Genomic DNA, 20,949 nt, shown 5'->3' on the forward strand with positions numbered 1-20,949 from the left:
CACACAACGTCCTTTCTAATGCACGTTTTCTTTGTTCATGAACAAGGACAGAGAGAAATGAAGATCTAGTGCGGGTAAACGAAGGGAGTCCCGAGCCGTTCACCCTGGAACACATCGAGGGGCTTCGCCGCTTGATCGATAAGCACACCGAAGTCGTCAGTAACGCGATCCGGGCCAATCTTGAGCGCCGGAGCATCGAATGATACGAGGTGGGTCAGATTTGAAATCAAAGAATTAGCCGCAGCCATAGCCTGAGACGCAGCGTAAGACTGAACGAGAATACTGACGAAGCCCCAGCCATCGTGTCGCCACGAGCGGATTAACGCAGCTGACTAAGCCTCTATAGGGCAAAATCTGCGTCAATTCCGCAATACTATCGTGCCATTACGTGAAGTTTCGGTAATATTCAGTGAACTCAGGACTACCGAAGGTCTGAAAATGGATTTCACCCTCTCCGTCGACCAGATGCGGGGCACGCTGACCTGGATCACGCCAGATACACTGCTCATCAATTTGCTCAAAACGCTTCCAGTCAAAGGCGACATTTGCGGACACCTACCGGATCGATTCGCCGACTGGAGGCCCCAACAGCAGACGTTACTCGCCCTATACAATGACGCGACACGCGAATCCCCTCGAACGCCACCACGTTTTTCTTGCACTCATCCATCGTGGTGCTGGAAACGAAGGCTCCAGACCGGGGCATTCTCGGTAGCTAAAAGCAGACGCAGCGAACGCATCAGCCATATAAGCGTGAGCCTAGGCCGAGATTCTCAAAAGGCTGAGGAATCTACAAGTTATAAACAACTCATAATCCGGGCAAAATCATGATTGAATTCATCTCTCAGAACAACAAAAAAAACCTGATTTTATTTGTACATGGTTTTTGTGGCGGAGAGGCAACTTGGCGAAATGGAACTGCAAAATCTTTCCCAGAGCTACTTCTCGACGACCCTGAAATTTCCAGCAATTACGACGTCGCCTATTTTTCATATTTTACAAAACTGCTAAATCTTTTTGCAAAAGCAGGAAAAGTATCAACTCTCCTTAAGAGGGTCTTTTCCACCTCTCACGGAAAATTAGCAAAAAACATAAGCATTGAAGAAATCGGAAACTTACTTAGAACCGAGATACGCTTTCGTCTTCAATCTTACGAAAATCTAATAATAGTCGCGCACAGCATGGGTGGACTAGTAACGAAAAGCGCAATAACCAATGACATTCAAGAGAAGACCCCTTCAAAAATCAAACTCTTTATCTCCTTAGCTGTACCTCACCATGGTGCCGAAGCAGCTACATACGGCAGTCTAATCAGCGAAAACCTCCAAATTGAAGGACTAGCACCTCTCAACGACTTCATACATAAAATTAGTGATGAATGGCTGAAAACTAGCATCAGACCTACCACTAAATATTTTTATGGCACTTATGACACAATCGTAAAAAAAACGAGTGCCGCCCCATCCGATAAAGAAAAATCAGATATTATTCCTGTCAGCGAAGACCACACAAGCATAACTAAGCCTGAGGGTCCGAATAGTACAATCTACATTGCAGTTCGCCAAACAATATTGGACTTTGAAAAATGCGATCCCGGGATGTCAAATCTAGAATTTCAAGAACTTTTAGACGACACCAACTTTGACGACGAGCTATTTGTACTAAAACTTATTAGCGCAGACATTCATAAAACGTCTATAAGGGAAGCCAAGGAAGTATTTCTCAATGCCGAGTATATAAGAAAAATATTCAACAGCCCGTCCGACCAGAAGCGACTTGCTGATCTGTATAAAAGAATTCGAAAAATATACCAAACCAGCTACTCAAAATACGTCCATGACGGCATTCCTAATTCAGGGCTGTTATTAACAGATGTCCATGAGACGATTCTAAAGGAAGACAAAACTTTTTTAGACACATTTATTCCATTCATCAACGCCATCCATAAACAAGGGATGCTTCACCAGCTTTCTAATTCAGAGGATGAGGAAATTTGGTGGACTAAAGACATCCCGGCGTCCTCCTTGAAAAAGCTTCTCAAGGAGGCAGAGGATGACTAGCCTACCCTACATACAGCCTGAGAGAGAACTTTATTACAATCTCGGAGTGCTATTGTTAGTACTAGGCACTTTAGCTGAAACCAAAAAGCGCAAAAAAATATTGAGCATTGATAAAATTCAATCATTTTACTTCCTGACTACCCGTCCGTCGCTGCTCAATAGGGTTCTTCTCCTAGCTAACAAAAACCAAATCAATATTGATGAAAGTGATTACTATACTGTCGGAACCCTATCACCAAATATGGAAGAGCTTTTCGATAGAAACCGCTTATTAACGATGCTAAAAATCCTTGCTTCTAAAAAGTTTTTATCTGTTGAATACTCGAACAGCGAAGGTTTTTTATTTGGCTTAACAGAGATCGGAAAATCCAAATCTCGAGAATTGACTGAAGGGTACTTCCAGAAAATTTCTTCTTTCATTGAGCTACTATCAGAGCTTCGATCACAAACTCCTTCAAAACTCAACGGATATATAAACTCAGCTTTAAGGCAGGAGGTACGGTGAACACATCTCAAGGTCTTCTTTTGAAGAATTTAGTTCTTCACGGACATAGAAAAGATTATCGAGTTCCTTTCTATCCAGGCATCAATATAATCTACGGTGATGCTGACACTGGAAAGTCAAGCATCCTGCGCCTCGTTTATTATCTGCTCGGGGGCAAAGAGATCAAGCTAGACAAAGAAATAACATCCTCCGTCAAATACGCGACTCTTGAAATACATATTAATGGTCATCCCTATTGCATAAGCCGAGATATATTCAACGCATCAAAAGACGTAGATGTATACTTTTGCGAGCTATCCAAGATATCAGAGTCATTCCCAGAGAAATATAAATCTAGCGTCAGCAAAGGGGACGACCAGAACAAAAGTCTTTCTGATTTTTTGTTAGAGGTTTTAGAATTCCCCTCTGTCCGACTGAAGCAAGCCCCAACAAAAGACTCGTCTGAAACAGCCAGATTAAGTTTCCTTGATCTTTTTAAGTTCATGTATCTCGATCAAGATGATGTCGGCAGCGCTAATATGCTAGACATAGGAAACTACGTCCTCGAAACGAAAAACAGAGAGGTTTTAAAGTATATATTCAATGTCCTAGACTCTAGTATTTCCGAGCTTGAGGTGGAAATTTCAAAAAAAACGCACGACAAAACACAGCTGATAACTCAATACACAGCAATAACCTCGTTTTTGAACCAAACAGAATTCAAAGATACCGAGGCGCTAGACGAGGAAATCAACAATATAGATTTGATCAACATAGAGCTAAAAGAGCAGGTTTCAGATTTAAACAAGAGAATGACAAGCGACAACGCGCTCTATGAGGGCCTTAAGGACGCACTAAACACGATCAGCCTTAAAATCGAGCAACAAGAAGATACAAAAAATTCCACATTACGAAATATAGAACGATTCACTCGACTACTGAACGAGTATCAAAATGATATCGAACGAATAAAGGCTGGCTTGTCCGCTAAAGAAATCATTGGCAGGGATGTGGAAGAGCAAACAAACTGCCCAATTTGCGAAACCAGTATTGAAATCCATAACCTGTCTGAGAAATTTGACATACCCAGCGACACCCGTCTAAAAAGCGAGCTCACATCGATCACACGGAGAACCAAGGACCTTAAGCAATTAATCTCCGAAAACAGAACCGATCTAGAGACGGCCAACAACCTACTTTCAGCCCTATATTTAGAAAAAAACAAAGCTCGGGAAATGATAGATGATGAGCTTAAAAGCTCCATATCACCTTACTTGGCTGAGCGAGACGCAATTATCTCTGAAGTAGCTCAGCTTGATGAGCGGAGAGGGAAAGCAGTTCACTCCCTGCGAGTTCGGAATACTCAGACAGGGATTGCCGATCAAATAGGCCGCCTAGCAGGAAATATCGAAAATCTAAAAATCAAACTAGATGAGCTGAAAAAAAATTCGCCATCTCTCGACGACGTAATCAAAGACTTAGGCATCGATCTCAACAACTTTATAAAAGACGTTAAGATCAAAAACCACTACGGTGTGGGAATAGACAATAAAACCTTTTTCCCGGTGGTTAGAGACACAGAGTATCGAAAAATTAACTCTGGTGGTCTTCGTACGATTGTGTCCATAGGATATCTGACGTCAATTCTGTCTCAAAAACTACGGAAGGATACCAATCTTCCGGGGCTGCTTATGATTGACACCGTTGGTAAATTCTTGGGTAAGACTCCCGAAAATGCGGAATCGGATCAACTCACTACGCTAAACGACGCAGACGGCGTAGCAGATCCGGAGAAATACAAGAACCTTTTCGAGGCACTAATTAAAACCGCAGAACAATTTGATGAGAACAATAAGCTCTGTCAAATTATTTTGGTGGATAACGATATCCCGCAGAACGTTGCTTTCGAGATACAAGGATTGGAAATAGCACACTACAGGTCAAATGGAGTAAATGGGCTACCGACCGGCCTCATTGATGACTGGGACTCAGTTGACACAAAAAATCGCTCACAGACACAACCAGAATAAGGCAGATTTTTCTTACAACTATATATACACCATATATATTTAAATGGACACTGCGATTACACTTAAAGGAATATCTAGCACCATGGACATCAGAAACGCCGACTACGAAACGCAATTTGCTCTACATCAAGTATGCACGTCTTCAGATCCGCTTTTAGCATTACGCGCATATGAAAAAAACCAGCGGCTATTAAAAGACTGGAGAATAATCTATGCAGCTGAAGATGATGCGGGTCCATTTAAACTAAGGCGCAAAGGATTCGCTGACAGAGGATTTATATCAACGTGCTTTCGAGGAAAGTCACTTTGGATACTAGACGCAGAAGCCATCAGTACTTTATCTCCAGTAAGATTCCAAATAGGGTATGGCACCTTTGTTGATTCAAATGCAGCCAGCTTTATCAAAGCACTTGCATATCGCGAAAACCCATCCCCACAGCTAATTGGGCACGGCCTATCTATAAGGGAGAATTTCAATAACGAGGAACTGGCAAATCTCAATCCGTACTTGTATCTGTGGGAGGCACAAAGATCCTGGAACTCACAAACCATTGAAAATAGCCGAATGACTCTCGCAGCAATACACGCGCTATCACTAGACTCATATCCGCTAGATGAAACTTGGGGAGTAAGATTTAGAAAAATTCACAAAGAGCAAGCAGAAGCTTACGCAGATGAGCTACTGGCTGACTTTCAGAAGCAATTAGACGATGGGTTACATGAAGGTATCGAACAACAGGTAAATCTTGTTGAAAGCATGATCTTGCGCACCAAAATAATTGAAGCAAGTTCCTCCAAATCATTGGAGCATAAGATGGAAGAGCTCGTGCAGTTTATGCATGAAGACCTATCGACATTTATGCTACGAGAGTTAATTGTTTGTGCCGATATTATATGTCGTAGCGGGCGGTCTGCACTGTCAAAAAAACTTAACTCAGTACTGGACAAAAAAGATCCGCTTGCCGTAATAAAGAACTGCTCATGGGACCTCTATCTCCCGCGAGCGCTGGATGCAATGGCGAATACAAACACCCTACCCGAAGCTGACTTTTACCTCGGTAATTTAGTAACCTTCGACACGGATGTGGCTGACATTTTGAAACTGACAGAGCTGCGAGCAATGGCACTACACCGAAAATCACCACTCACATTTCCTTTCTTTAACGAAGAATTCGTGGACTGGCTAGTGACTCGACTGGGTGAAAAACGTATGAGTTCTCTTTCGGATATTTTTCAAGCTGAAAGCTTTGAGCTCCGCGCAAAGCAGCGTAGTCATGAAAAAGTTAAAAACATACTTATGGAAGATCGCGAAAAATTACTCTTCCTAAAAAAATCAAAGCAATAACTGTAGACGTTTCGTCACCCTGATTAACGCGTCATTTAGGTAGTACATTTACTGACCGGTGGATCGAATTGCTCAGCCTACCAGCCCAGCAACAGGAGAGCTTAAGCCTCATACACGAGCCAGTCCTCTGAAATCTAGCTGATAGGGCCTGCAAAAATCAGTACAGCCACGGTACAGTACTCAGCTTAAGCAACCTTCTCAAAGTTACGCTCAACACCAGTAACGACGGGGCCTCCAACTATGCCAACCTACGTTCACCTCCTACGTACGCTTCCTCTAGGCATATCAGCTCGCCCAGCAACTCATAATCCCTTGGTCGTAGGTTCGAGTCCTACTGGGCCCACCATCTCTAGAAGCCGCGCACTGCGCGGCTTTCGCGTTTCTGGCGGTCCCCCCAAGCACCACTGGCCATGAGCCTGTAACATGCTCCCCCATTGCCGCCCACGCCGGAGCCCATCTTGTCCGCCACCCGCCCTCCCGTTCTCGATGAAATCGACCGCCAACTAATCGCCGCCTTGCAGCTCAACGCCCGTGAAAGCGTGGCAATGCTTGCTCGGCAATTGGGGATTGCCCGCACCACGGTGACCTCGCGCCTGGCGCGTCTGGAAAAGACTCAGGTGATTACCGGTTATGGCGTGCGCCTTGGCCAGCGGGTGGTGGATGGGGGGGCTGCAGGCGTATGTGGGGATCACGGTGCAACCGCGTTCCGGCAAGGAAGTGCTGCGCCGACTCAGTGCCATGGCTCAGGTCCAGCAATTGTGTGCGGTCAGTGGTGAGTTTGACTATGTAGCCTGGCTGCGCACCGACTCGCCGGAGCAGCTGGATCAACTGCTGGACCAAATCGGCAGTGTCGATGGGGTAGAAAAGACCACCACCTCGATCATCCTCAGCAGCAAATTGGATCGCGGCCAGCCAATCTGACCGCCAGCTTCGTCACTTCGACTAAAAACAAATCAAACCGACGACACATTGCGTCTTATTAACGAGCGCTACGCTCCCTAGAATGGCTGCCATCTTTTCCTATACTTCACGGGTCGTGCCCCGCGGAGTTGCCAGCAAGGTCAGCCATGAACGCCACTCACAAGAACAATCGCCACCCTGCAGACGGTAAAAAGCCTATCACCATCTTTGGTCCGGACTTCCCGTTCGCCTTCGATGACTGGATCGAACACCCGGCCGGGCTGGGCAGTATTCCTGCCGCCAACCACGGCGCCGAAGTGGCGATTGTCGGCGCGGGTATTGCCGGGCTGGTGGCCGCCTACGAGCTGATGAAGCTCGGTCTCAAGCCGGTGGTGTATGAAGCCTCGAAAATGGGCGGGCGCCTGCGCTCCCAGGCGTTTGAAGGAGCCGAAGGCATCATCGCCGAACTGGGCGGCATGCGTTTCCCGGTGTCGTCGACGGCGTTCTACCACTATGTAGATAAGCTGGGGCTGGAAACCAAGCCCTTCCCCAACCCGTTGACGCCTGCCTCCGGCAGTACCGTGATCGACCTGGAAGGCCAGACCCATTACGCACAGAAACTCGCCGACCTTCCTGCGCTGTTCCAGGAAGTGGCTGACGCCTGGGCCGACGCCCTGGAGGCCGGTTCGCAGTTCAGCGATATCCAGCAAGCCATTCGCGACCGCGATGTACCACGACTCAAAGAGCTGTGGAACACCCTGGTGCCGCTGTGGGATGACCGCACCTTCTACGACTTCGTCGCCACGTCCAAGGCGTTCGCCAAGCTGTCGTTCCATCACCGCGAGGTGTTCGGCCAGGTAGGTTTTGGCACCGGTGGCTGGGACTCGGACTTCCCCAACTCGATGCTGGAAATCTTCCGGGTGGTGATGACCAATTGCGACGACCACCAGCACCTGGTGGTCGGTGGCGTGGCGCAGGTGCCTATGGGGATCTGGCGCCACGTGCCGGAGCGTTGCGCCCATTGGCCAGCCGGTACCAGCCTCAGCTCCCTGCACCATGGCGCGCCCCGGGCTGGGGTCAAGCGCATTGCCCATGCTGCCGACGGGCGTTTCGCGGTCACCGACAATTACGGCGACACCCGGGAATACGCCGCCGTGCTGACCACCTGCCAGAGCTGGCTGCTGACCACTCAGATCGAATGCGACGAAAGCCTGTTCTCGCAAAAAATGTGGATGGCTCTGGATCGCACACGCTATATGCAGTCGTCGAAAACCTTTGTCATGGTCGATCGGCCTTTCTGGAAGGACAAAGACCCGGAAACCGGCCGCGACCTGATGAGCATGACCCTCACCGACCGCCTGACCCGTGGCACCTATCTGTTCGACAACGGCGACGACAAGCCGGGGGTTATTTGCCTGTCCTACTCGTGGATGAGCGACGCCCTGAAAATGCTCCCGCAGCCCATTGATAAACGGGTGAAGCTGGCACTCGATGCGCTGAAAAAGATCTACCCGAAAGTCGACCTCAAGGCGCGGATCATTGGCGACCCGATCACCGTCTCCTGGGAGGCCGACCCGCACTTCCTCGGCGCGTTCAAGGGCGCGCTGCCGGGCCACTACCGCTATAACCAGCGCATGTACGCGCACTTCATGCAAAAGGATATGCCGGCCGAGCAGCGCGGGATTTTCATTGCCGGCGACGACGTATCCTGGACCCCAGCCTGGGTCGAAGGCGCAGTGCAGACCTCACTGAACGCGGTTTGGGGCATCATGACCCACTTCGGTGGCAGTACCCACCCGCAAAACCCGGGGCCTGGGGATGTATTCGATGAGATCGGCCCCATCGCCCTGGCCGAATAAGGAGTCAAGCCATGCGTGTCGCCCTGTACCAATGCCCGCCATTGCCGCTGGATGTGGCCGGCAATCTCAAGCGCCTGCATAGCGTCGCCCATGAGGCGTCCGATGCAGATGTGCTGGTGCTGCCGGAGATGTTCCTCACCGGCTACAACATTGGTGTTGAAGCAGTCGGCGCGCTGGCCGAAGCGCAAGATGGGCCATCGGCGCAAACCATTGCCGAACTGGCGCAGAACGCGGGCCTGGCAATTCTGTACGGCTACCCGGAGCGCGCCGAAGATGGGCAGATCTACAATGCAGTGCAACTGATCGACGCCAATGGCCAGCGCCTGTGCAACTACCGCAAGACGCACTTGTTCGGTGATCTCGATCACTCGATGTTCAGCGCCGGCGGCGACGAATTCCCTATCGTCGAGTTGAACGGCTGGAAGCTGGGATTCCTCATCTGCTACGACCTGGAGTTCCCGGAAAACACCCGGCGCCTGGCCCTGGCCGGCGCCGAGTTGATCCTGGTACCGACGGCCAACATGGTGCCCTTCGACTTCGTCGCGGATGTCACCGTGCGGGCACGGGCCTTTGAAAACCAGTGCTATGTGGCCTACGCCAACTATTGCGGGCATGAGGACCAGATCCAGTATTGCGGGCAAAGCAGCATCGCGGCGCCGAATGGCCAACGTGTCGCCCAGGCCGGCCTGGATGAAGCGCTGATCGTCGCCACCCTCGACCGCCAGGCGATGCGCGACGCGCAAGCGGCCAATCACTACCTGGCAGACCGGCGCCCCGAGCTATACGCAGCGCTGCACAAGCACTGACCGCCGCGCTTTGCGCTAGCATAGGCACTTCCTACGTTCTGGAAGTGCTCATGCCTGTGTCGGCCCACCCTCATTGTTTACAACTGACCCTGGCCAATGGCCTGCGGGTTTCCCTGCGTCATGCCCCACGCCTCAAGCGCTGTGCAGCAGCCTTGCGGGTAGCGGCTGGCAGCCATGACGCGCCGTTGGCCTGGCCGGGGCTGGCACATTTTCTCGAGCACCTGTTGTTTCTCGGCACCGAGGCTTTTCCTGCACCCGACGGTTTGATGGCTTACGTGCAGCGCCACGGCGGGCAGGTCAACGCCAGTACTCGCGAGCGCACCACCGACTTCTTCTTTGAAGTGCCCACCCCGGTGTTTGGCGACGCGCTGCAGCGCCTGGGCGATATGCTCGCCCACCCACGCCTGGCCATGGACGAGCAACTGCGCGAGCGTGAGGTGTTACAGGCGGAGTTTGTCGCCTGGTCCCAGGATGCCGAGACACAGCTTCAAGTCGCGATACTTGAAGGCCTAGCAACTGGGCATCCGCTGCGGGGGTTTCATGCGGGTAATCGCGACAGCCTGCCGGTGCCACAGGAGGATTTCCAACAAGGGTTGCGCGGGTTTTATCAAGACTTCTATCAAGCCGGGCAAATGACCTTGAGCCTTGCCGGCCCACAGTCGCTCGAGGAGCTGCAAGCCCTGGCCCAGTGCTTTGCCGACAGCCTGCCCTCAGGCCACCTACGCCCGCAGCAGGCGCCACCGGCATTGATGAACGGCGATCAACATCGCTATCAACACCTCGACAAACAGCATCTGCACCACCTCATCGCCTGTAATACACCCCGTGAAGCCCTGGAGTTCCTCTGCACCTGGCTGAATGCCGAAGCGGCCGGCGGTTTGCTCGCCGAGCTAAAAAGCCGGGAATGGGCAAGCGCGCTACATGCCAAGGTGCTGTACCAATTCGCCGGGCAGGCGCTGCTGGATATCGAATTCACCCTGGGGCCAAAGGGTTCACAACAGGCCCCGGCCATCGAAGCACTGTTAAACGACTGGCTGGGCTTTTTCGCTCACAGCGACTGGACGGCGCTGCGTGAAGAGTACGCCCTGCTGGTCGACCGCCAGCGACAAGTCCGTGGTGCCCTAGCTCTGGCGCGCCAGGACAGTGAACACCTCGAGGCGCAACTTTCCGAGCCGCACTGCCAAGCCCTCAAGGCAATGCTGAATACGCTGCAACCGACACCCGCGCAACAGGCCTGGCAACTGCCGCCGAGCAATCCATTCCTGCAACGGGCCCCCCAGGAACAACGTCCCGGACTGATTCGTGGCCAGACCAGCGCCCATCGCGGCTTGCGTACTTTTGCCCAGGACCGCTCCCGTGGCCGGCGCGAACTGCCAGGTCTGTCGTTCAGCCAAGCATTGCCTGCCGATAGCGACGAAGGCGCCCTTTACCTGCGCTGGCAGTTGGATTCGCCCATGCATTGCCTGGACAACAGCCTGCAAACACTTCGGACCAACGCCCGTCAGGCCGGCGTGGAATTATCCTTCGAAGCCGTAGGCAATGACTGGCTGCTGAAAATGAGCGGGCTGCATGAACCGATGCCGGCCATCGTCGAGCAACTGGCACGGGACCTGACCCGGCCCGCTGCTAACCTTTGGCACAACGCACTCGCCAGCCCGGCGCCGCAGATGGCCATTCGCGAACTGCTCAAGGTACTACCGACCTGTTTTGCCGACACCACTAACGGCAACGCGCTACCTGACCGGTGGGCCACCGCTCGCTGGCAAGGCTTGGGCATTGGCCTGCCGGCTGCGTGCGAAATGGCGATCAAAAATGCGGCGGCACGTCTACCCGGACACTGCACCGACAGTGAACACAAAGCCCTGTCCATCAACGGCCAACATCGCTGGCAAACCGTCACAACCGATGGCGACGAAGCCGCCTTGCTGCTGTTTTGCCCGGCCCCCAGCCAATCCCTCGCAGACGAAGCCGACTGGCGGTTGCTCGCTCACCTGGCGCAGGTCCCGTTTTACCAACGCCTACGTGTCGAGTTGCAAGTGGGCTACGCAGTATTCAGTGGCATCCGACAGTTCAATGGGCAAACCGGCCTGCTGTTTGGCGTGCAGTCGCCCAATGTCGCGCTTGCGGGCCTGCTCGAACACATCCAGGCCTTCCTCACGCAACTGCCAGCCTTGATCAAGGGGAACGACGACTTGGGCAACACCATCCTGGCCCAGCAGTTCTCGCCACAGACACTGCCCAACGCCCAAGCCGCCGAGTTGCTCTGGCAGGCGCATTTAGCGGGGCATGGCGCAGACTATCTTGAGCAACTGCAACAGCTGATCCAGGCCCGCAACCGTCAGAACCTCGTCGATGCGGCGCAGCAACTCAAGCAAGCCGCCGGCGGCTGGCAGTGCCTGGCCAATGGTCCGGCGGTGAGCGATTACTGGCAGCAATGAAGCTAATCGTTGCCGATGCTGCAACAGGCTTTTTCTGCCAAGACAGCGCTAGCTCGGCGAGAAATGGGTAATATTCCCACACACATCTGAACATCTCCGCCAGGAGGTGGACTATATGTATTACTTGGTAGTAAACGTCCCATCCCTTCGTAGGAGTATGAATATGACTTGGTCCAAACCTGCTTACACTGATCTGCGTATCGGTTTTGAAGTCACCATGTACTTCGCCAGCCGCTGATTGCTTTTGTATTGCAATGCAACGCCTCGGCTCGCCGGGGCGTTTTTATTTTGAGTCTTGTGTGAAGGAGCAGCGATGTTTGTCCAGATTCTAGGTTCAGCCGCCGGTGGTGGCTTCCCGCAGTGGAACTGTAACTGTGTGAACTGCGCCGGCTTTCGCGACGGCAGCCTGCGTGCCCAGGCGCGCACCCAATCGTCCATCGCCCTCTCCGATGACGGCGTGAACTGGGTGCTGTGCAACGCTTCGCCGGATATCCGCGCCCAATTGCAGGGCTTTGCACCGATGCAACCCGGCCGGGCACTGCGTGATACCGGGATCAGCGCAATCATCTTGATGGACAGCCAGATCGACCACACCACCGGCCTGCTCAGCTTGCGCGAAGGCTGCCCGCACCAGGTGTGGTGTACCGACATGGTCCATGAAGACCTGAGCATCGGTTTCCCGCTGTTCACCATGCTGACCCACTGGAATGGCGGCCTGGATTGGCAGCGCATCGAGCTGGATGCCAGCTTCACCATTCCCGCCTGCCCCAACCTGCGCTTCACCCCGCTGCCCCTGCGCAGTGCCGCGCCGCCCTACTCGCCCCATCGGTTCGACCCGCACCCCGGTGACAATATCGGCCTGATCGTCGAAGACCTGCGCACCGGCGGCAAACTGTTCTATGCCCCCGGCCTGGGCAAAGTGGACGCGCCGCTACTGGAAATCATGGCCGGCAGCGACTGCCTGCTGGTGGACGGCACGATGTGGGATGACGATGAAATGCAGCGCCGTGGCGTCGGCACCCGCACCGGCCGCGAAATGGGCCACCTGGCCCAGAACGGCCCCGGCGGCATGCTAGAGGTCCTGGAGCAACTGCCCCAGCAGCGCAAGGTGCTTATCCACATCAACAACACCAACCCGATCCTCGACGAAGACTCGCCCGAGCGCGCCGAGTTGGCCCGGCGCAATGTAGAAGTAGCCTACGACGGCATGAGCATTGAACTGTAGGAGAGCCCCAATGACCGATACACCGCTGAACCCCGCCGAGTTTGAACAGGCCTTGCGGGCCAAGGGTGCCTTCTACCATATCCACCATCCCTACCACGTGGCGATGTATGAAGGCCGGGCCACCCGCGAGCAGATCCAGGGCTGGGTCGCCAACCGCTTCTACTACCAGGTGAATATCCCACTGAAGGACGCCGCGATCCTGGCCAACTGCCCGGACCGGGAAATCCGCCGCGAGTGGATCCAGCGTTTGCTCGACCATGACGGCGCCCCCGGCGAAGACGGCGGCATCGAAGCCTGGCTGCGCCTGGGCCAGGCAGTGGGCCTGGACCCGGATCAACTGCGCTCCCAGGAACTGGTGCTGCCCGGCGTGCGCTTTGCCGTGGATGCCTACGTCAATTTCGCCCGCCGGGCCAGTTGGCAGGAAGCCGCCAGCAGCTCGCTGACCGAGCTGTTCGCCCCGCAGATCCACCAATCGCGCCTCGATAGCTGGCCCCAGCATTACCCGTGGATCGACCCTGCCGGCTACGAATACTTCCGCACCCGCCTGGGCCAGGCCCGGCGCGATGTCGAACACGGGCTGGCGATCACGCTTACGCACTACACCACCCGCGCCGGCCAGGAGCGGATGCTGGAGATTCTCCAGTTCAAACTGGACATCCTTTGGAGCATGCTCGATGCCATGAGCATGGCCTACGAACTGAACCGCCCGCCCTATCACAGCGTGACCGCGCAGCGGGTCTGGCATAAAGGGATCACCCTATGAGTTTCGACCGCAGCAAAAAACCGACGTGGCGCCAGGGTTATCGCTACCAGTACGAGCCGGCGCAAAAGGGCCATGTGTTGCTGTACCCCGAAGGCATGATCAAGCTCAACGACAGTGCCGCGTTGATTGGTGGCTTGATCGACGGTGAGCGCAGTGTGGCGGCCATCATTGGCGAGCTGGAGCAGCAATTCCCCGGCGTGCCCGAACTCGGTGAAGACATCGAGCAATTCATGGAGGTCGCACGTGCAGAGCACTGGATCGAACTTGCCTGACAAGCCCGAGATTGGCCTGCCGCTCTGGTTGCTCGCCGAGCTGACCTATCGCTGCCCGCTGCAATGCCCGTATTGCTCCAACCCGCTGGACTTCGCCGAGCAGGGCAAGGAGTTGAGCACCGAACAATGGATCAAGGTGTTTCGCGAGGCCCGGGAAATGGGAGCGGCGCAATTGGGGTTTTCCGGAGGTGAGCCGCTGGTGCGCCAGGACCTCGCCGAGCTGATCAGTGAAGCCCGCAAGCTGGGGTTCTATACCAACCTGATCACCTCCGGCATCGGCCTGACCGAGCAGAAGATCAGCGACTTCAAAAAGGCCGGCCTGGACCATATCCAGATCAGCTTCCAGGCCAGCGACGAACAGGTGAACAACCTGCTGGCTGGCTCCAGAAAGGCCTTCGCGCAGAAGCTGGAAATGGCCCGGGCAGTGAAAGCCCATGGTTATCCGATGGTGCTGAACTTCGTCACTCATCGACACAATATCGACAAGATCGACCGCATCATCGAGCTGTGTATCGCCCTTGAGGCGGACTTTGTCGAGCTTGCCACCTGCCAGTTCTATGGCTGGGCCCAGCTCAACCGCGTCGGCCTGCTACCTACCCAGGAACAACTGACCCGCGCCGAGCGCATCACCAACGAATACCGCGCCAAGCTGGAAGCGCAAGGTCATCCGTGCAAGCTGATCTTTGTCACACCGGACTACTACGAAGAACGCCCGAAGGCCTGCATGAATGGCTGGGGCAGTATCTTTCTGACAGTAACGCCAGACGGCACCGCCCTACCTTGTCATGGCGCCCGACAGATGCCGGTACAGTTTCCCAATGTGCGCGACCACAGCATGCAGCACATCTGGTACGACTCGTTTGGCTTCAACCGCTTTCGCGGCTACGACTGGATGCCCGAGCCGTGCCGCTCGTGCGACGAGAAAGAAAAGGACTTCGGCGGCTGCCGCTGCCAGGCGTTCATGCTGACCGGTGACGCCAGCAACGCCGACCCGGTGTGCAGCAAGTCTGCCGATCACGACATCATCCTTAATGCCCGCCTCGAAGCCGAGCACGCCACGCAGACCATCGAGCAATTGGCTTTTCGCAATGAGCGAAACTCACGGCTGATCGCCAAAGGCTGACGGCTCAGCGCTTGGCGATGATGTACACCGCATGCACGATACCTGGGATGTAGCCGCACAGGGTCAACAGGAGATTCAGCCAGAATGCGCCGGCGAAGCCCACTTGCAGGAACACACCCAAGGGCGGCAACAGAATGGCGATGATGATACGAATGAAGTCCATGGGTCAGCTCCAAAAAATCGGCTCGTGTGAGCCGTACAGCTAATCGACCCTGGCCGCGCGTGAGGGTTCAGTGGAATCTGGCACCGGGCCATCCTCCTCAGGCGAGGATGTCCAACCCGTGCTTTTGCACAATGCTCAATAGCTTGAGCGCCATACCACTGGGTTGCTTCTCGCCGGATTCCCATTGCTTGACTGTCGAGGCACTGGTGTTCAGGTAGCGGGCGAACACCGGCTGGCTGACATGGCTACGTTCGCGCAGCTGCTTGATCTGGGCCGCAGGTATCTGCGCCGGCACAGGTGCAATGCATAGCTCATCGAACTGCCGAAGGGTGGTCTTGCTGATGGCGCCAATCGAATGCAGCGCGCTGGCCGATTGGTGAATGGACTCCAGCGCTTCAGTTTCATATTTTTTGCGCATGATCTATCTCCACAAACTCCCTGAGATCCAGTAATTGCTGGATCTGTATTTCGTTTAAGCCTTTAGGCCTTTGCCAATGCCCTAAACCCAGCCAATTCCTTGTGGCTGATATTGCTTTGATCTTGCTTGGCGAACAGAAACTGATAAACCCAGTAATGCCTGCCCTTTGCCAAAACGATGGAACGATGCCGGTTGTGATTGAGGCGTTTCTTCCAGACTCCACCGCCCAAGTTATCCGCCTGGCCCCTGAGCATCTCGCCAAATGCCTCCCCCAATTCCGAATCGCAGATCCAGGCTTTGCTCGCGGCATCAGCAAAATGCCGGCTTTTGAACAGTCTGAGCTTCATAGGCATCCCTTCCCCACAAACATACCACCCAGTGGTAGATATTAGAAACAGGGCACACACAAAAATCTCTGCACCCTACCGGCACTCCCTGCCGGCGCCTGCAAAAAAGCCATTTTTTTCGACGGATCTCAAGCCTCCTTTTCAATCCAAAAATGACACACAAAAAAACGCCCCCAGCCAAAAAAATCAGGCTGGAGGCGCCGCGTATAACGCGAGACGGTTCAGGAGTAAGGGTTAAACAGCGATGCCCTTGCGGCATTGCAGTTGGGCGGTGTGCACGCGGGAAAACGCGCGGGCCAGACGCAGCAGCATTTCGTCAATATTGCTCTTGCTTAGCGTCAGCGCCGGGGTAAAGCGCAGGCAGTCGGGTTGTGGGGCATTGAGGATTAAGCCTTCGTACAGCGCCGCCTTTACCACGGCATCTGCCGAATCATCCGACAAGGTCAGGCCCCACAACAGGCCCTGGCCTCGCAGTTCGCCCTGTCCATAGCGGTGAGCAACACGGGCCAGGCCTTCGCCCAGGTACTGTGCGGTATCACGTACGTGTTCGAGGAAGCCGTGCCCCAACACGCTATCGAGCACGGCGACGCCGGCCGCAGCCATCAGCGCATTGCCATGATGGGTGCCTTCGAGCTCACCCAGTTCAAAACAACAGGCTTTGCCACGGGCCAGCAACGCCGCCAATGGCACTCCGCCCCCAAGGCCTTTACCCAGGGCGACGATATCGGCGCGCACACCGTAGCGCTGTTCCGCCAGCAAGGTGCCGCAACGCCCGATCCCGGTCTGCACTTCATCGAGGATCAGCAGGATCCCCAGCTCCCGGCACAGCCGCTCCACCCCCTTGAGGTAATGCTCGGTGGCCGGAACGACGCCGGCGTCGCTCTGGATCGGCTCCAGCATGATCGCCACGGTTTGCGCATCAACGGCGGCATGCAAGGCCGGCAGATCGTTGAACGGTACGTGGCAGAAGCCCGGCAGTTGCGGCTCGAAACGATTGTCGCCAGCACCTGCCGAGGCCGCCAGTGTCGCCAGGCTGCGGCCGTGACAAGCGTTGCTGGCGGTGATGATGCGATAGGCGCCGCCACGATGCAGTTGGCCCCACTTGCGCGCCAACTTGATGGCCGCTTCGCAGGCTTCTGCACCGCTGTTGAGCAGGTAGGCCTGGTCGCTACCGGTGCTGTGGCACAGTCGGTCCACCAGGTTCAGTTGGCTGCGGTTGTGCAGCCCGATGCCAGGGTTGATCAGCGCTTGCGCCTGGTCAGCCAGCGCACGCACCAGTACCGAGGGGCTATGGCCGAGACTGTTGGCTGCGCCGCCCTGGGTAAAGTCCAGGTAGGCACGGTCTTCGCTGTCCCACAGCCAGGAGCCCTGGCCGCGTACGAAAACCTGTGGCGGACGGGCCACGGTGGGCATCAGGGATTGGCTGGAAAGCTCATCGCGCAGCATCGGTTTTTTCGCGTCCAGTAACAGGTCATCCAGGCTCGGTGCCGGGCGGCGCAAGTTGAACAGATTCATGCCTGCACACCCCGCAGGCTGTTGGCAACCCTCGATTGACGGAAGCCCGGCAAGTCGTTTTTTGCCTTGCCTATGTAAACACCATCGCTGTAAACGGTATTCATCGCGCTTTCTGGCCCTGTAAGCCTTGTGAATAGGCGCTAGACTAGGCGCCTTGGGGGCGTACAGCCATTTCGATTTTCCAGCTTTTTCGATAAGCATTACTTATGGATTTCAAGCAACTGCGTTATTTCGTCGCGGTGTACGAAGAGGGCCATGTCGGCCGGGCTGCCGAGCGCCTGTCGATCTCCCAGCCGGCGCTGTCGCAGCAGATCCGCCAGTTGGAGCAGCACCTGGATGTGAGCCTGTTCGAACGCAGCAGCAAGCGCCTGTTGCCAACCCTGGCCGCCCACACCTTGTACAACCACGCCCTGCCGCTGCTCGATGGTATGCAGCAAGCCGTCGAGGCCCTGCGGCATTTCAAGGGCCAGGCGCTGCGCACCCTGGCCATCGGCGTGCTGCAAACCGTGCATACCAGCCTGGTGCCGCAGATGCTGGAGCGGGTACGCAAGGCCCAACCGCACCTGGTGGTGCAGATCTACGAGTTGACGGGCCTTGAGATCGAACGCCGCCTGCTCAATGGCTCGCTGGACATTGGCATCAGCTACCTGCCGGCACGCCAGCCCGGTTTGCACGGTGTGCTGCTGTATGAAGATGAACTGAAAGTGGTCATCCCGGCCGACCATCCCTTGCGTGAATTCAAGAAGGTCTCCCTCAAGCAGGCGGCGGAGTTGCCCATGCTGTTGTTGGGCGAAGAGTTCCAGGTCAGGCAGATCTGGCAAGCGCAACTGGCGAACCTGGGGCGCCGACCACAGGTGCAAGCGGAGCTGAACACTATGGTGGGGATTCTCGACAGCCTGCCCCATACCAAACTGGCGACGGTACTGCCCGGCCGATCACAGGACGAACACAGCAGCCAGGCGCTGCTATGGAAGCCCTTGAGTGAGCCACGGGTGCCGCTGAAGGTGGGGTTGGTGTGCCGGGATGTACAACGTCAGCAGGCAACGTTGGCATTGCTGCGCACCTTGCTCGAAGACGTGATGAATGGTCCACATGGGCCGACGGCCACGGTAGACGGGCTGGCCTGAACTTTTCCGCGGGCAATAAGAAAACCCCGCCGAAGCGGGGCTTTGCAGACTGTTTCCCTGACATCCATTTCACTCCGCCATCCTGGCAGAATCCTACGTGTCCCTGTTGTTGCTTTGCGCTTCCTGCGCGACGTCCATGTGAAGTAGATTAGCTGTGGATCCAATCTGGCGATAGAGGACGATTAGCAGCACGTCATGTAAGAGAATGCTTACACGCCCTCTTCGGCTTAGAACTGCGCTTCGTCCAGCAGGAACAGCGATTCACTGCCGGCCTTCACCGAAGCACTCAAAGAGTGGATACGCGGCAGCAGGCGGGCAAAGTAGAAGCGCGCCGTCCCCAGTTTGCTGGCGTAGAAGTCCTCCTCGGCCTCTTTGCCCAAGGCGGCCTTGGCCATCAGCGCCCACATGTAGGCGTAGGCCATGTAGCCAAAGGCGTGCAGATACTCCACCGAGGCCGCACCGATTTCATTCGGGTTGCTCTTGGCGCGGTCCAGGACCCAGGCAGTCAAGGTGTCGAGTTCGTCCACCGCAGCACTCAGCGGCTGAATGAACTCGGCCAGGTCACTGTTGGCAGTGGCGATGAAATGGCGGATCTCATCGGCAAACAGGGTGTAGAACGCCCCGCCGCTGCCAACGATCTTGCGCCCCATCAAGTCCAGCGCCTGGATGCCGTTGGTGCCTTCGTAGATCTGAGTGATGCGCACATCCCGCACCAACTGCTCCTGACCCCACTCGCGAATATAGCCATGGCCGCCGAAAATCTGCTGGCCGTGCACGGTGGTTTCCAGGCCCAGGTCGGTGAGGAACGCCTTGGAAACCGGGGTCAGCAGCGCCACCAGGTCATCTGCGCGCTTGCGGGTCGCGGCGTCTTCGCTGAACTTGGCGGTGTCCAGTTGCATCGCCACGTAAGTGGAGAACGCCCGGCCGCCTTCGTTCGCGGCCTTCATGGTCAGCAACATGCGACGCACGTCAGGGTGGTTGATGATCGGGTCGGCGATCTTGTCCTTGGCCTTGGGGCCGGTCGGCGATCGGCTTTGCAGGCGGTCACGCGCATATTCGACCGCGTTCTGGTAAGAGCGCTCGCCGGTCGCCAGGCCCTGGATACCGACCCCCAGGCGCTCATAGTTCATCATGGTGAACATCGCCGCCAGGCCACGGTTCGGCTCGCCAACCAGGTAGCCAACGGCTTCGTCGAAGTTCATTACGCAGGTCGCGGAGGCCTGGATCCCCATCTTGTGCTCGATCGAGCCACAGGTCACCGGGTTGCGCGCGCCCAGGCTGCCATCGGCATTGACCATGAACTTGGGCACCAGGAACAACGAGATGCCCTTCGGTCCGGCCGGGGCGTCCGGCAGCTTGGCCAGCACCAGGTGGATGATGTTTTCGGTGAGGTCGTGTTCGCCACCGGTGATAAAGATCTTGGTGCCGCTGACCTTGTAGGAACCGTCCGCCTGCGGCTCGGCCTTGGTACGAATAATCCCCAGGTCGGTACCGGCATGGGGCTCGGTCAGGCACATGGAACCGGCCCACACACCCGAGTACATATTCGGCAGATAAGTGGCTTTCAGTTCGTCACTGGCGTGGGTGTTGATCGACACGCAGGCGCCGGACGTCAGCATCGGGTACAGGCCAAACGCCAGGCCCGAGGAGTTGATCATCTCTTCGACCTGGGCCGAGACCGCCTTGGGCATGCCCATGCCGCCGTAGGCAGGATCGCCACCAACGCCCACCCAGCCGCCTTCGGCGTAGGTCTTGTAGGCCTCGGGGAACCCGGCCGGGGTGGTGACCACGCCGTTGTCCCAGCGGCAACCTTCCTCGTCGCCATTCCGGCTCAACGGGGCGATGGTCTTGGCGGTGACTTTACCGGCCTCCTCAAGGATCGCCTCGACGGTTTCAGCATCCACGGTCTCGGCCAGGGCCGGCAATTGCGCCCACAGCTTGGCAACCTCGAATACTTCGTTGAGGACGAAGCGCATATCGCGCAGCGGCGCTTTGTAGTCAGCCATGGCAAACCTCGTGAGAACGTTAAAAGTGATTCGGTAGGATCGGTTTCACAGACCCAGAGTGTAACCGA

The 20,949-nt window shown here is 55.6% G+C and carries 17 protein-coding genes and 2 pseudogenes; 14 read left to right on the plus strand and 5 right to left on the minus strand.

All coding sequences use genetic code 11. The annotated features are described in order from the left end of the window. Positions 1–827: 827 nt before the first annotated feature. From PSH80_RS24410 to pqqE, 13 genes and pseudogenes are all read left to right on the plus strand, one after another. Entirely contained in the window at positions 828–2,060 is a 1,233-nt protein-coding gene (locus tag PSH80_RS24410) for an ABC-three component system protein (RefSeq protein WP_305418590.1), read from the plus strand. Then, entirely contained in the window at positions 2,053–2,565 is a 513-nt protein-coding gene (locus PSH80_RS24415; protein WP_305418592.1) for an ABC-three component system middle component 4, read from the plus strand. The genes PSH80_RS24410 and PSH80_RS24415 overlap by 8 nt, the downstream gene beginning before the upstream one ends. Then, positions 2,562–4,574, plus strand: a complete 2,013-nt coding sequence (locus PSH80_RS24420) for a hypothetical protein (RefSeq protein WP_305418594.1) — start codon at positions 2,562–2,564, stop codon at positions 4,572–4,574. The genes PSH80_RS24415 and PSH80_RS24420 overlap by 4 nt, the downstream gene beginning before the upstream one ends. Before the next feature lie 82 nt (positions 4,575–4,656). Next, positions 4,657–5,919, plus strand: coding sequence for a hypothetical protein (locus PSH80_RS24425; protein WP_305418595.1), 1,263 nt, complete (start codon positions 4,657–4,659; stop codon positions 5,917–5,919). Between the two features lie 458 nt (positions 5,920–6,377). After that, positions 6,378–6,840: pseudogene (locus tag PSH80_RS24430) on the plus strand (Lrp/AsnC family transcriptional regulator). A gap of 146 nt (positions 6,841–6,986) precedes the next feature. Beyond that, entirely contained in the window at positions 6,987–8,678 is a 1,692-nt protein-coding gene (locus tag PSH80_RS24435) for an NAD(P)/FAD-dependent oxidoreductase (RefSeq protein ID WP_057960801.1), read from the plus strand. Between the two features lie 11 nt (positions 8,679–8,689). Further along, complete coding sequence (locus PSH80_RS24440) at positions 8,690–9,484, plus strand: carbon-nitrogen hydrolase family protein (protein WP_057440304.1); 795 nt, start codon at positions 8,690–8,692, stop codon at positions 9,482–9,484. Between the two features lie 50 nt (positions 9,485–9,534). After that, complete coding sequence (pqqF, locus tag PSH80_RS24445; RefSeq protein WP_305418596.1) at positions 9,535–11,922, plus strand: pyrroloquinoline quinone biosynthesis protein PqqF; 2,388 nt, start codon at positions 9,535–9,537, stop codon at positions 11,920–11,922. Between the two features lie 163 nt (positions 11,923–12,085). Further along, on the plus strand, positions 12,086–12,160 hold the full coding sequence (gene pqqA, locus PSH80_RS24450; protein ID WP_003194766.1) for a pyrroloquinoline quinone precursor peptide PqqA: 75 nt from the start codon (positions 12,086–12,088) through the stop codon (positions 12,158–12,160). A gap of 75 nt (positions 12,161–12,235) precedes the next feature. Continuing rightward, on the plus strand, positions 12,236–13,147 hold the full coding sequence (gene pqqB / locus PSH80_RS24455; protein WP_305418597.1) for a pyrroloquinoline quinone biosynthesis protein PqqB: 912 nt from the start codon (positions 12,236–12,238) through the stop codon (positions 13,145–13,147). Between the two features lie 10 nt (positions 13,148–13,157). After that, entirely contained in the window at positions 13,158–13,910 is a 753-nt protein-coding gene (gene pqqC / locus PSH80_RS24460; protein WP_057960803.1) for a pyrroloquinoline-quinone synthase PqqC, read from the plus strand. Then, the gene (pqqD, locus tag PSH80_RS24465; RefSeq protein WP_032858571.1) at positions 13,907–14,182 is read left to right on the plus strand and encodes a pyrroloquinoline quinone biosynthesis peptide chaperone PqqD; all 276 of its coding nucleotides are present in this window, start codon (positions 13,907–13,909) and stop codon (positions 14,180–14,182) included. The genes pqqC and pqqD overlap by 4 nt, the downstream gene beginning before the upstream one ends. Further along, positions 14,175–15,305: a pyrroloquinoline quinone biosynthesis protein PqqE gene (gene pqqE, locus PSH80_RS24470; RefSeq protein WP_233098400.1), complete on the plus strand. Its 1,131-nt coding sequence runs from the start codon at positions 14,175–14,177 to the stop codon at positions 15,303–15,305. Before pqqD ends, pqqE begins: the two co-directional genes overlap by 8 nt. Before the next feature lie 4 nt (positions 15,306–15,309). Here the strand turns inward: pqqE and PSH80_RS24475 are convergent, their stop codons facing one another. From PSH80_RS24475 to PSH80_RS24490, 4 genes and pseudogenes are all read right to left on the minus strand, one after another. After that, on the minus strand, positions 15,310–15,468 hold the full coding sequence (locus PSH80_RS24475) for a YqaE/Pmp3 family membrane protein (RefSeq protein ID WP_081044318.1): 159 nt from the start codon (positions 15,466–15,468) through the stop codon (positions 15,310–15,312). 97 nt (positions 15,469–15,565) lie between these two features. Then, the gene (locus PSH80_RS24480; RefSeq protein WP_057440299.1) at positions 15,566–15,886 is read right to left on the minus strand and encodes a DNA-binding transcriptional regulator; all 321 of its coding nucleotides are present in this window, start codon (positions 15,884–15,886) and stop codon (positions 15,566–15,568) included. Then, positions 15,870–16,233: pseudogene (locus tag PSH80_RS24485) on the minus strand (type II toxin-antitoxin system RelE/ParE family toxin). The gene PSH80_RS24480 and the pseudogene PSH80_RS24485 overlap by 17 nt, the downstream one beginning before the upstream one ends. Positions 16,234–16,467: 234 nt before the next feature. Then, entirely contained in the window at positions 16,468–17,748 is a 1,281-nt protein-coding gene (locus PSH80_RS24490; protein ID WP_057440297.1) for an aspartate aminotransferase family protein, read from the minus strand. Positions 17,749–17,954: 206 nt separating this feature from the next. Here PSH80_RS24490 and PSH80_RS24495 point away from each other — a divergent pair, with 206 nt between their 5' ends. After that, positions 17,955–18,875 carry a LysR family transcriptional regulator gene (locus tag PSH80_RS24495; protein WP_057960806.1) on the plus strand — a complete coding sequence of 307 codons (921 nt, stop codon included), beginning with the start codon at positions 17,955–17,957 and terminating at the stop codon, positions 18,873–18,875. A gap of 227 nt (positions 18,876–19,102) precedes the next feature. Here the strand turns inward: PSH80_RS24495 and PSH80_RS24500 are convergent, their stop codons facing one another. Then, positions 19,103–20,881, minus strand: a complete 1,779-nt coding sequence (locus PSH80_RS24500) for an acyl-CoA dehydrogenase C-terminal domain-containing protein (protein ID WP_057960807.1) — start codon at positions 20,879–20,881, stop codon at positions 19,103–19,105. Positions 20,882–20,949: the final 68 nt, after the last annotated feature.

Origin of the sequence: Pseudomonas sp. FP818 (genome assembly GCF_030687335.1) — a bacterium.
Taxonomy (GTDB): Bacteria; Pseudomonadota; Gammaproteobacteria; order Pseudomonadales; family Pseudomonadaceae; genus Aquipseudomonas; species Aquipseudomonas shahriarae.